At 37.4% G+C, this 12423-nt stretch carries 12 protein-coding genes and 1 other RNA gene; 5 read left to right on the forward strand and 8 right to left on the reverse strand.

All coding sequences use genetic code 11. The features are described from left to right. Nucleotides 1–59: 59 nt before the first annotated feature. The 5 genes from dtd to ACFO3L_RS01125 form a co-directional block, all read right to left on the reverse strand. Nucleotides 60–503 carry a D-aminoacyl-tRNA deacylase gene (gene dtd, locus ACFO3L_RS01105; RefSeq protein ID WP_379962987.1) on the reverse strand — a complete coding sequence of 148 codons (444 nt, stop codon included), beginning with the start codon at nucleotides 501–503 and terminating at the stop codon, nucleotides 60–62. A gap of 7 nt (nucleotides 504–510) precedes the next feature. Further along, nucleotides 511–2724: a RelA/SpoT family protein gene (locus ACFO3L_RS01110; protein WP_379962991.1), complete on the reverse strand. Its 2214-nt coding sequence runs from the start codon at nucleotides 2722–2724 to the stop codon at nucleotides 511–513. Nucleotides 2725–2855: 131 nt separating this feature from the next. Further along, nucleotides 2856–3605 (reverse strand): 16S rRNA (uracil(1498)-N(3))-methyltransferase, encoded by a 750-nt coding sequence (locus ACFO3L_RS01115; protein WP_379962993.1) that lies wholly within the window; start codon nucleotides 3603–3605, stop codon nucleotides 2856–2858. Next, entirely contained in the window at nucleotides 3606–4553 is a 948-nt protein-coding gene (gene prmA, locus ACFO3L_RS01120; RefSeq protein WP_379962995.1) for a 50S ribosomal protein L11 methyltransferase, read from the reverse strand. 14 nt (nucleotides 4554–4567) lie between these two features. Continuing rightward, nucleotides 4568–5047 carry a DUF3013 family protein gene (locus ACFO3L_RS01125; protein ID WP_379962997.1) on the reverse strand — a complete coding sequence of 160 codons (480 nt, stop codon included), beginning with the start codon at nucleotides 5045–5047 and terminating at the stop codon, nucleotides 4568–4570. 213 nt (nucleotides 5048–5260) lie between these two features. Between ACFO3L_RS01125 and ACFO3L_RS01130 the strand changes: the two genes are divergently transcribed. Both ACFO3L_RS01130 and ssrS read left to right on the forward strand, forming a co-directional pair. Beyond that, nucleotides 5261–6535, forward strand: coding sequence for a replication-associated recombination protein A (locus ACFO3L_RS01130; protein ID WP_379962999.1), 1275 nt, complete (start codon nucleotides 5261–5263; stop codon nucleotides 6533–6535). A gap of 71 nt (nucleotides 6536–6606) precedes the next feature. Further along, nucleotides 6607–6801: non-coding RNA, 6S RNA (gene ssrS, locus ACFO3L_RS01135), on the forward strand. A 384-nt stretch (nucleotides 6802–7185) separates the two neighbouring features. Here ssrS and ACFO3L_RS01140 read toward each other — a convergent pair. Next, a complete protein-coding gene (locus ACFO3L_RS01140; protein ID WP_379963001.1) occupies nucleotides 7186–7611 on the reverse strand; it encodes a phosphate-starvation-inducible PsiE family protein in 426 nt (141 codons plus the stop codon). A gap of 132 nt (nucleotides 7612–7743) precedes the next feature. On the opposite strand from ACFO3L_RS01140, the gene ACFO3L_RS01145 reads away from it, so the two are divergent. Both ACFO3L_RS01145 and ACFO3L_RS01150 read left to right on the forward strand, forming a co-directional pair. Then, complete coding sequence (locus tag ACFO3L_RS01145) at nucleotides 7744–8019, forward strand: hypothetical protein (protein WP_379963003.1); 276 nt, start codon at nucleotides 7744–7746, stop codon at nucleotides 8017–8019. A 74-nt stretch (nucleotides 8020–8093) separates the two neighbouring features. Next, a complete protein-coding gene (locus ACFO3L_RS01150) occupies nucleotides 8094–8564 on the forward strand; it encodes a universal stress protein (RefSeq protein WP_379963005.1) in 471 nt (156 codons plus the stop codon). 45 nt (nucleotides 8565–8609) lie between these two features. On the opposite strand, the gene ACFO3L_RS01155 is transcribed toward ACFO3L_RS01150, so the two are convergent. Then, on the reverse strand, nucleotides 8610–9485 hold the full coding sequence (locus ACFO3L_RS01155; protein WP_379963007.1) for a YitT family protein: 876 nt from the start codon (nucleotides 9483–9485) through the stop codon (nucleotides 8610–8612). A 94-nt stretch (nucleotides 9486–9579) separates the two neighbouring features. On the opposite strand from ACFO3L_RS01155, the gene ACFO3L_RS01160 reads away from it, so the two are divergent. Then, entirely contained in the window at nucleotides 9580–10428 is an 849-nt protein-coding gene (locus tag ACFO3L_RS01160; protein WP_379963009.1) for a hypothetical protein, read from the forward strand. Between the two features lie 57 nt (nucleotides 10429–10485). Here the strand turns inward: ACFO3L_RS01160 and ACFO3L_RS01165 are convergent, their stop codons facing one another. Beyond that, nucleotides 10486–12339: a heavy metal translocating P-type ATPase gene (locus ACFO3L_RS01165; protein ID WP_379963011.1), complete on the reverse strand. Its 1854-nt coding sequence runs from the start codon at nucleotides 12337–12339 to the stop codon at nucleotides 10486–10488. Between the last annotated feature and the right edge of the window lie 84 nt (nucleotides 12340–12423).

The following is a 12423-nucleotide window of genomic DNA, read 5'->3' on the forward strand; positions in this document are numbered from 1 at the left end:
GATAGGGATATTAGTGATACATATTTCAATAAAATGTGCCAAAGAATTAAAGCTATGAATTATTCAGGAGAATCAATAATAATTGTGACTGGACCATCGTTAATTAGAGAAATTTGCATGTTTGCGCCAAATTGGCCAGTTGCTACACCTAAACCTTGCATTTCAAGGGATTGATTAAAGGCTTCATAAAGTGGGATGGCCACTTCTGGTCGAGCCGCTTTAACAAAGCTTGGACGGTTGCCTTTTTTAGTATCCGCATATAAGGTAAATTGCGAGATACTTAAAATCTGACCATTAACAGCCGCAATATCTAGATTCATTTTTCCTTCGGTATCTTCAAAAACACGTAATTTTTCAATCTTGCGTGTTAGATAAGCCACATCTTCTAGCGTGTCATCTTCATGAATTCCTAGTAAAACCATGAAACCTTGCTGAATGGCCCCAACAATTTCATTATCGATTGCGACACTTGCTTCTTTGACTCTTTGAATTACTGCGCGCATAAAATAATTATCCTCTCGTTCGCTCAACGCTATAAACGTCTGGTATTTGTTTCAGCTTCGCGACAATCTGTTGCAAATGCTCTAAGTTTTGGATGGCTACCGTTAAACGAATTGTCGCATTCTTATCTTTATCCAAACGAGCCTCAACACTGGAAATTTTTCTAGTTTGTGTATTAACGACCTGTAAGACATCATTTAGTAATCCTGAACGATCAAAACCATAAATTTCTAAGTCCGCATCATATTCTTTTTTACTATTTCCCGCATCTTCCCACTCAACTTCAATTAAACGATCTTGATGTTCGGGTGAATTGACAATATTTGGACAGTCTGCTCGATGAATAGAGATTCCGCGCCCTTTTGTGATATAGCCGACAATTTTATCCCCTGGAACAGGGTTACAACAACGACTAATTCGAATTAACAAGTTTTGCACGCCTTGAATAACTACGCCACCTTCATGACGAATTTTCATTTTCTCCGATTTCTTTTCCACCGGTTGATTCATCATATCCTGAATCTTTTGTTTTTCTTTTTCTTGTTGGATTTCTTTTCGTTCGTTTTCAGTCATTCGATTAGCAAATGTCAGTGGGCTTAGTTCCCCATAACCAATTGCTGCATATAAATCTTCCTCTGACTGATAATTATAGCGGCTAATTACTTCTTGTAATCGGGTTTTAGTTAAGATTTCTTTCGGTACAAATCCCATATCTAGTAGGCACTTCACAACCGATTCGCGTCCTTTTTCGATATTCTCATCACGATCTTGCGTTTTAAAGAAACGACGAATTTTATTTTTGGCTTTACTTGTTGCCACTAGTTTTAACCAATCGCGACTTGGACCAAATGAATTGGCTGAAGTTAAAATTTCGACGATATCCCCATTTTTAAGTTTGTAATCCAATTGAACCATCTTGCCATTAATTTTGGCACCAACGGTTTTATTCCCGACATCGGTATGCACATTGTAAGCAAAATCAAGTGGACTTGAACCTTGTGGTAACTCAGTAACATCTCCTTTTGGTGTGAAGACATACACTTTGTCACTAAAGATATCACCTTTAACACCTTCCATGAATTCAGAGGCATCATAGCTTTCATCTTGTAATTCTAGTAATTCTTTAAACCAACCGACATGTTGGGTCATTTTATCCGGTTTTGCTTTCTCAATCACACCTTCTTTGTAGGCCCAATGAGCCGCGACCCCAAACTCGGCAATTTCATGCATTTCATGTGTCCGAATTTGGATTTCAACTGGGTTGCCTTGTGGCCCAATAACAGTCGTATGAAGTGACTGATACATGTTGGCTTTTGGCATAGCGATATAATCTTTAAAACGACCGGGCATTGGTTTCCATTTCGTATGAATCGTCCCCAAAACTGCGTAACAATCTTTAATAGATTCGACAATGACACGAATTGCTAAGAGGTCATAAATCTCATCAAATTGTTTTTTCTTATCAACCATTTTACGGTAAATTGAATAAATATGTTTCGGACGTCCATAAATTTCAGCATAAATGTCCAATTCTTCTGTAGCAATGCGAATTTCTTCAACGGCCTCTTCAACATACGCTTCACGTTCTTCACGCTTACTCTGCATTAGATGCACGATGCGATAATATTGATTTGGATGAAGGAAGCGTAAGGAACGGTCCTCTAGTTCCCATTTAATTCGACTAATCCCTAAACGATGAGCCAAGGGTGCATATATTTCCATTGTCTCTTGGGCAATTCGTCGTTGTTTGTCTTCACGTAAATGACCTAATGTCCTCAAATTGTGCAGTCGGTCAGCTAATTTCACCATGATTACGCGTAAATCTTGTGCCATTGCAATTAACATTTTACGGTGATTTTCAGCCAATTGTTCCTCATGTGATTTGTATTTAATTTTTCCTAATTTTGTTACGCCATCTACAAGCATCGCAACATTTTTACCAAATTCTGCTTCTAGATCTTCTAGAGTATAATCCGTATCTTCAACCACGTCATGTAAAAAACCAGTCGCCACTGTGTGAGGATCCATATGAAGTTCCGCTAAGATTCCTGCTACTTGAATCGGGTGAATAATGTACGGTTCCCCTGATTTGCGAAATTGGCCTTCGTGGGCTTTTGTCGCAAAATCTAGCGCTTTTTGAACAAAAGCCGTATGTTTTTCACTCATATAAAATGAAACGAGTTTGATGACATTTGGCCCCGTTAAAATAACTTCTTTTGCCATTTGGAACCCTCCTTAGTAAAAATGTCTGGGAAGCTCCCAGACACCATTTCATCTATTTTGTCTTGTTTACCGTTTAATTATACAAATTTTAGTCCACTTTTTCAAATTTGTTTTCTTATAAAAGTATTCGTCTATTGCAATTCAAGTTGATAACTAGCCGCTCCTAACAAATAGAGCGGTGCCGTTTCACAACGTAGGATTCTTGGTCCTAATCCACATAAAAAAGCCCCTGCTTGAGTAAAAATTTCAATTTCTTTCGGGGTAATCCCACCTTCAGGCCCAAAAATTGCTAAGACACGCTGACCAGGTTGGAGCGATTGGAAAGCTTGAACTAATTGACTTTTCTCGCCTTGTTTGGCTGATTCTTCATATGCTACAAGTATCTTATCGTAGGTCGCTAAATGTTGATAAAAATCAGCATTATTTGAAAACAAAGTCACTGCTGGTACTAATTGACGATGCGATTGTTCCGCTGCTTCTTCGACAATTTTTTCCAAGCGCTGTTGTTTTTTGTGTAACTTCTTGTCATCCCATTTAACGACTGAGCTAATCGCTGGAAAACCAATTAGGGTATGCGCGCCAAGTTCGGTTGCTTTTTGGAAAATTAAATCCAATTTATCCCCTTTTGGATAACCCGATGCAATCGTAATGTGGACTGGTAGTTCTTTGTCTTGTTGTTCCTTCGACAGCTCTTTTAGTTCCACATGACTTTCAAATATTGCAGTGATTTCAGCAATAATGGACACTTGGTTTTTAAAAGCTAAAAAAACTTGATCCCCCACAGCCATGCGCATGACACGAATCATATGGTGGTAGTCTTCACCTTCTGCTTGGTAGAGGGCTTTATTTTCATAATCCTCATTAATAAAATAGCGTTGCATTTATTCGTCCTCTGGTTTTCCTAGAATAATCGCATACCAATCTTTTTGTTGTAAAACTTCTTCAACGACAAAATCTTGTGCTTCCATCGCTTCGATTACTAAATCTTTTTTATCTGCAATAATCCCTGAGACAATTAATTTCCCTGTTTGTTTCAGTAAACGCCACGCATCAGGAATCATTAGTAAAATAATATCGGCTAAAATATTGGCGACAATAATATCGGCTTCGACTGTTACATCTTTCAATAAGTCATTGGCTGAAACGTGCACGTCTTTTGCTATCGTATTCAAATCCATATTTTCTTGCGCGGCACGAACGGCCACTTCATCTAAATCATAAGCATAAACATCTTTTGCACCTAAATATTTACTCGCAATACTTAAAACGCCTGAACCTGTCCCAACATCAAGTACCGTTTCGCCGCCACGTAGGCTAATTTCTAATGCTTGTAAAGTTAAATTAGTTGTTGGGTGCGTTCCTGTTCCAAAAGCCATTCCTGGATCAAGGGTAATAATTTTTTCGTTTTCATCTGTTGCCTGATAGTCTTCCCAGCTGGGTACAATCGTTAAATAACGTGTGACACGGACGGGATGGTAATATTTTTTCCAGGCAGTTGCCCAATTTTCATCTTGGACCTCACTCACCGTCACTTCATTTTTACCGATTGCTAAACCATACTCAGGTAATTTATCAATTTGACTCGTAATAAACGGTAAAATTTCCGGTAAGAAAATCGTTTCTGGGAAGTAAGCCATGACTAAAGCCCCTTCTTCTAAACCAGTATAAGATTTTTTGTCGAGTAATTCCCCGTAAGCATCACTTTTAAAATTTTCAATATCTAAAGTATCTTCAATGGCTACACCACTGGCACCTGATTCCATTAAAATATTAGCTATAGCTTCAACCGCTTCACTAGCTGTTTCTACTTTTACTTCATTCCACTTCATTTTTTGCTCTCCTTTTAATAACTTGGGTATGGGATAAATTGCTCTTGACCCGCATATTTCGCAACACACGCTTCATAACGTATTTTTTCAAAATTCAATTCAAATACTTCAGACTCTTCATCTTCTAAAAAGTCGAGTAAAGCGCTTTGGCCATCATCTAAAATTTCTTTAATGTAATCAACTAAACCAAGCAACTCTTGTTTTTTCATACCTTTTTTCCCTTCAAAAGGTAGGCAAGCTAAGTAATCTTCCGGATCAATCTTTGATTTACCTGGGTTATATAATAAAATACCATCCTCAAATTCAATCACTTCTTCAGAAGAGCCGATTCCTTCGGTATCATCGATTAACCATTGTTCTTTGTTTTCTGCAAATAGTAAAAATACTAATTCAATGGTATGATTTTTCGCATCCCAATCAATTGCAACATCGTAATCGGTTAATTTTTTATTTAATTGTTCATCTAGAAAAGTTAACATTGTTTCTTTCGCCATGACTTTTTCCTCTTTTCTTTATTTTATTGGCAATGTTGACTGTTTACTCGTTCCTATTTGTCACGAATTTATCCATCCATCCACTATTACTTTTATGATACACAATTCCTTGTCATTACGCTATGCCCAACGACTGACTTTCTCAAAAATTACAGTCGTTTAGCGCCATATGTTATACTCTTTTTAACGAATTAATTCGAAAGGTGGATTTCCATGCAAAAACCTCTGGCCTACCGAATGCGCCCGAAACATTTAGAAGAAGTTGTTGGCCAACAACACCTAGTCGCTCCCGGTAAGATTATTCATCGGATGATTGAGGCTAAAATGCTATCCTCAATGATTTTATACGGCCCTCCTGGAACGGGTAAAACGAGTATCGCAAGCGCGATTGCTGGTTCAACCCGCTATGCATTTCGTATATTAAATGCCGCAACTGACACGAAAAAAGATTTACAAGTTGTCGCTGAAGAAGGAAAAATGAGCGGAACGGTGATTTTGCTACTCGATGAGATTCATCGCCTCGACAAAACCAAGCAAGATTTTTTGCTACCTCATTTAGAAAGTGGTCGGATTATTTTAATTGGTGCCACAACAGAGAATCCTTATATTTCAATTAACCCCGCCATCCGTAGCCGAACACAAATTTTTGAAGTCAAGCCTTTGACAGAAGAAGACATTATTCAAGCCATTAACCATGCCTTAAAAGATAAAGAAAATGGATTAGGCAACGAATCGATTCTAATTGAAGACGATGCGCTCTTACACTTATCACGGGCGACAAACGGCGATTTACGTAGTGCACTAAACGGTTTAGAATTAGGCGTTCGTTCAACACCTAAAAATAAAAATGGCACAATCGTCATCACATTAAGCATTATTGAGGAATGCATTCAGCGTAAATCTTTGACCCATGATAAAGGTGGCGATGCCCATTATGATGTGATCTCTGCTTTCCAAAAATCAATCCGCGGTAGTGACGTTGATGCAGCCTTACATTATTTAGCACGTCTCGTTGAAGCTGGCGATTTACCCATCATTTGCCGTCGCTTACTCGTGATTGCCTACGAAGATATCGGCCTTGCTAATCCTGGAGCTGCATCAAGAACCGTCAACGCGGTCTTGGCCGCCGAAAAACTTGGATTCCCAGAAGCAAGGATTCCTTTAGCAGAAACGGTCATTGATTTATGTCTATCGCCAAAATCAAATACCGCCGTTATCAGCATTGATGCAGCTTTAGCCGATATTCGCAAAGGACATGCTGGTTTCGTACCAAGTCACCTGCAAGATAGTCATTATCAAGGTGCAAAAAATCTAGGACGTGGCATTGGTTACCAATATCCACACGATTTTGAGAATGCTTGGGTTAAGCAACAGTACTTACCTGATAAACTAAAACATGCTCGTTATTATTTACCAAAAGCTACCGGTAAGTATGAACAAGCACTCGCTTTTCGTCTAAATCAGATTAATGAATGGAAAAAGAAATAAACAAGTATAACGCTTCCAAAATCAGAGGGTCGCGGTTGCGTGTTTTTGTTTCCTATGATATTATGTAAGTGGGAAATCTGTAATGTGCGAGTTATCCCTCTTTAGTGTTGACCGAACATTTTTATTGATATATTGGGATCCGTCCGGTGTTCAAGTTAGTAACATGCCTTTTCACTTGGTAGTTCAATGCTTTGACCGTGGAACCCACCTGCTATAACTTGCGGGATCAATACTCCGGGACAAGAAACGGCATTGACGGAAAACCCATCTTTTTTCAAATGAACCTCTCATGAAAATGAGAGGTTTTTTATATTCCAAACGCTATTTAGATAGAAAAAAAAGAACGATAAGATGACTGCTTTTACGTCTTCCATCGTTCTTTTTTATAAAATCTGAGCATTTCAAAAACAACCTAGATTTTTCGGTGTTTGTGAAGCATGTTCTCGGAAATAAGCATAACCGAAAAAAATGAAAAAACCATTTTTTCGGTCATTTTACTTATTTCTCGAACCTGAGCGCTTCAAAAACAACCTAGATTTTTCGGTGTTTGTGAAGCATGTTCTCGGAAATAAGCATAACCGAGAAAAATGAAAAAACCATTTTTTCGGTCATCTTACTTATTTCTCGAACCTGAGCGCTTCAAAAACAACCTAGATTTTCTCGTCTTTTTCTGAATGGATCGAGGTGAATGAAGTCATTTTTTCGAACATGAATAATACTGCCACTAAAATTAAAATCGCAATTGATAAGTAAACTGTTTCAATTCCTCCGCCATGTTCTAATAGCAATTCTCTTAAAATAGCAGTCATACTAATTAATACAAGATAGCGCACTGGGATATGATGACCTTCTTTAATATAACGTAACAGCATTAAAATAATTTCTAAAAAGATAAAAATGGTCGTCATCTGCTCAATAACATAATTGGGGTCCCCTTTTAAATTAATCATTAGTACATGTTGTGTAATTTTAAAAACACCTTCGCCCATCGCAATTGAAACAGCTAATACCAAGATTCCAATCATTATATCAACAGATAATTTAATGATTTTTTCAAATTGTCCAAATACTTTCATTTCTTCACTTACCTTTCAATCATCCTTAATCATATTTTTAAAACATAGCTTTCAAAATGATTAGGAAATATTTGATTCCCATCCATTCATCTTCTATACTAAAGTTACTACATTTTGAAAGGAATATAAATAATGATTTTAGGAATTTTAATATTAATTGGTCTCGTTCTTTTAGTTTTTAGCTTTTTATTGTTTAAAAAACAAGTGATTTTTCTGACACTACTGGCAGATGACAGTCTTGCTAACAAACAATTTTTACAAGTATATAGTATGATTTTTCTCGGTTTAGGAATTACCGCATTTTTACTAATTCCTTTTGCTGACAAGGAAATGACACTTTATTTCTTAGCTGTCATGATGCTCGCTTCGGCGACTTTTAGTTACCAATTTTCAAAAAAAATAAAATAATTATTGTCTAGTTATTTGGCATTTCATCTGAAAAGGTTTACAATAAAGAAAAGGATGAAAAGGATGTGGTTCTTATGTTACAACAGTATAATCGAATTATGGTTGCCGTCGATGGTTCTCAAGAGGCGGAATTAGCTTTTAAAAAAGCATTAAACGTTGCAAAACGAAATCAGGCGGAGTTATTACTACTACATGTAATTGACGCCCGTGCCTTTCAAACAATGACCTCCTTTGATACAATGCTGGCTGAACAAGCAACAGACATGGCCAAAAACTCACTTAAGGAATACGAAGAAACGGCTCAAAAAGAAGGCGTTGATAAGATTAAAACCTTAATTGAATACGGATCTCCAAAAACGGTCATTGCAAAATACATTCCTGATGAATACAATATTGATTTAATCCTATTAGGTGCAACTGGTTTGAATGCCGTGGAACGCCTATTTATTGGTTCCGTTTCTGAATACGTCATTCGCCATGCTCCGTGCGATGTTTTAGTTGTTCGTACCGATCTTGACAATCATCTACCTAAAGAAGAAGAGTAATTAAAATAAAAAAGAAGAAGTCCAATTGGGCTTCTTCTTTTTGTATTAGACGTCGACACTATAATCTTCCATAATTCGTTTTAAACTAAAACCACGACCATTCACTTCACTCGCCTCTAAGCTAACAAAAAAGGCTGCTTCATCAATTGCTAAGATTGCTTCTTTGACTTGAACAAAATCACTTTCAGGAATGACTGCCATGATTAGTTTACCCGGTTCATTTGTATAACCGCCCTCAATTGGAACTAACGTAACCCCTTTATCCAATTCTTTGATGAATAGTTGATGAATGTCTTCGTATTTTTTTGAAATAATGAATAAATTTTTTGAACGGGACATTCCGACTTGAATCCGGTCGACTACTCGTCCAATAATAAACAGACTAATGACTGAAAATAAAACGGAATCTTTTGGAAAAGCAAATAATGCAGTTGCTATGATAATCCCGTCGACTACAAAAACAGCTACACCTAAAGACATATTGGTAAACTTATGGACAATTTGTGTAACAATCGCTGAACCACCCGTTGAAGCATTCCCACGAAAAACCAAACCTAAACCAACTCCGGTTAAAATTCCGCCATAAAGTGCTGCTAGAAAAATGTTATTTGTTAACGGTGGCACACTTGCTGTCATCCAAATAAAAAAAGGATTAACCAAACTACCATAAATCGTTTTTAAACCGACTTCTTTGCCCAGTAGTAAGAAACATAAAGCAAGTAGTGGCACGTTAATCGCGTAAAGCGTCATGGCCACATCCCAACCAAATAAATCATTTAAGACTATACTCAAGCCACTGGCACCACCGGCCACGATTTGGTTTGGTAAATAAACAATGTTAACGGCTAAAGCTAAAATAAACGCGCCAATCGTTACATAAATCGTATCTTGAATTCGTTGTTTCATTTGTTCCTTTTCCAATCAAACTCCTCCTTAAAGTATCCTTAACTGTTATACCATATTGTTTTTGATTAGGAAAGAAAAGGTTTATAATAGGTTAAAGGAGATGGTTGAAATGAAAAAGCTTTCATTATTACTTGTCTTATTCGTTTTTAGCGCTTGTTCCCGTCCCGCACCCACCCCACCAACTGAATCATCGACCGCTACTGAATCATCTTCCATGACTACTGAAACAACAACGACCAAGCCATCATCAACTTCAACTGTCGAAGAATCAACTACCAAACCAAGTTCTGAAAAACCGGAACCTCCTACTAGTAGTTCTGAAAAACCAATCTCTGTTGACAACCGTGCAAATCTTGTCGGAACATGGGAGCAAGACAATCAAACATTAACGATTGATCGCACTGGTAATTGGGAACTTGAAGGGGCAATTAACAGCTCTGGAACCTTTACTGTTGGTGCCGATTTTGATCAAACAAAAATGATTAAGCTTTATGGCTTTAACGAAAACATTGGTGGTATTGGCACTTACTTTATTGCAAACTTCAATGGCGATTCATCTAAAATGGGCTTTGGTTATTTAGGCCAATTCACTCGTGCAACTGATTTAACAAGTGTCGTTAATTCTGGTGCTTATCAGGAAGATTATCAAACAGACGCTGTTGATTTTTCTCGAAACGTTTTAGGTACTTGGACAATCACTGAAGGCACAGAATTCCATAACACCTGGAATTACAATCCTGATGGCACATTTGAACTCTTCTCTCAAGGTCTTGGCGAAGCTCGTACCGGTACCTATAGTGTCAAACCATTAAAAAATAATTGGGTAGATATCTCTTACGACTTTGATGATTCTGACGATACTTACATAACGGCTTACCATCTTTCTGATGGCGTAATGTGGGAAGAAGAATTTGAATTCATTCGAATCGTTCGTAACACCGATCCAGCTTTTCCATAAAGAACTCTCGATAAATAAATGAGGTGCTTCTTGGTTCATCCAAAAAGCACCTCGTTTTTATTTTTGATTGTATTTAACTAAGCGTAAACCATTAAAGATGACAATTAATATCGATGCCTCATGAACAAACATTCCAGAAGCCATATAGATGAATCCTGCGAATAAACCGATAAATAAAAAGGCTACGGTCGCTAAGGCAATTAAAATATTTTGGCGCATATTTCTAATTGTTGCTTTAGTTAAGCCGTAAGCATGGACCAACTCTTCAAAGCTTGAACGCATCAAAACAATATCGGATGTTTCTACAGCCACATCTGTTCCAGATCCCATCGCAATCCCGATGTCTGCTAAAGCAATCGATGGTGAATCATTAATACCATCACCAATAAAGGCTACGACATGACCTGTGTCTTTTAGCTTTTGAACTTCCCGAACTTTGTCTTCCGGTAATAATTCGGCATGAACTTCATCAATTCCTAATTGTTTTGCAACAGCTTGAGCAGTCACTGTATGATCCCCTGTCAGCATAACGAAGCGTTTAATTCCCATCTTACGAAGACGTGCCAAAGCTTCTTTTGCTTCTGGTCGTATTACATCTGAGACCCCAATAATAAACTGTAACTTGCCTTCTATTGCTACTAAAACAATTGAATTTCCTTGTGATTTAATCGCATCAATTTTTTTAGCTTCTGAATGAGAAATTGCAACCTCTTTTTCTTTTAATAATCGTTCATTTCCTATTAAAACTTCTTTTTTATCAACAATCCCTTGAATACCTCGACCTTCAACCGTCCGTGATTGCTCTACCATAAAGCTTTTTGTTTCTCCTAAATAACTAACAATCGCTTGTGCCAACGGATGATCGGATTCTTTCTCGATGGCGGCTAAATAAGCTTTCCCTAACGGATCTTCTTGTCCTACGACACTGAAAGTTGTCACAGCCATTTTTCCTTCGGTTAACGTGCCTGTTTTATCAAAGACCATCGTATCGACTTGATTCATTCGGTCTAGAACTTCGCCACCTTTGATTAAGACCCCATTTTTCGCGCCATTACCAATTCCTGTCACGTTAGAAACAGGGACACCAATCACAAGTGCTCCTGGACAACCAAGTACTAAGACGGTAATTGCTAAACGAATATCACGTGTAAATAAATAGGTTACGAGTGCAAAAATAATCACAGCCGGCGTATAGTATTTTGAGAATTTATTAATAAACTTTTCCATGACTGATTTGCTATCTTGTGCTTCTTCAACTAATTCAATAATTTTTCCAAAAGTCGTATCTTCGCCAACTTTTTCGGCTTCAATTTGTAATGTGCCATTGGTTAAAATCGTGCCGGCAAACACTTTATCACCAAGTTTTTTCTTCACCGGAAAAGATTCACCGGTCACGCTTGCTTCATCAATAAACCCTTCACCAAAAAGCACAAAACCATCGACTGGCACTTGGGCCCCCGTTTTAACAAGTAAGCGATCGCCTTCATCGACAAAGTCAATTTCAACTTCTTCTGCTTCTCCATTATCATCAAGGATTAGAGCTGTCGTAGGTGCCATCGCAATTAAATTTTTGACCGAATCACGCGTTTTTTGAATCGTTCTTCTTTCTAAATAAGCACCAAATAAAAATAAGAAAGTAACAATGGCTGATTCATGATATTCCTGAATAAAAAATGCACCAATGACAGCAATTGAGACGAGTAGCTCGATACTAATTACTTTATTTTTCAAACTTTGAAAGGCTTGAACCATAATCGGGAAAGCCCCGATAATCGAAGCGATAATCATTGTGCTTACAGCTACTAATTCTTGATGAAAAATATATTCACTTAACAATCCAATAGTGACTAACACACCACTTGCGATAATAATGCCATTTAAATACTTTTTAATAAAACGTTGAAGTTTCATTCTTAACCCCTTCTTTCCTTTTCTTATCTTTACTATAGTCGATACGAAAAGAATTGAACTTGATAGCCATCAAGAACAGCAAAA

Origin of the sequence: Enterococcus eurekensis (assembly GCF_042654605.1) — a bacterium.
GTDB lineage: Bacteria > Bacillota > Bacilli > Lactobacillales > Enterococcaceae > Enterococcus_I > Enterococcus_I eurekensis.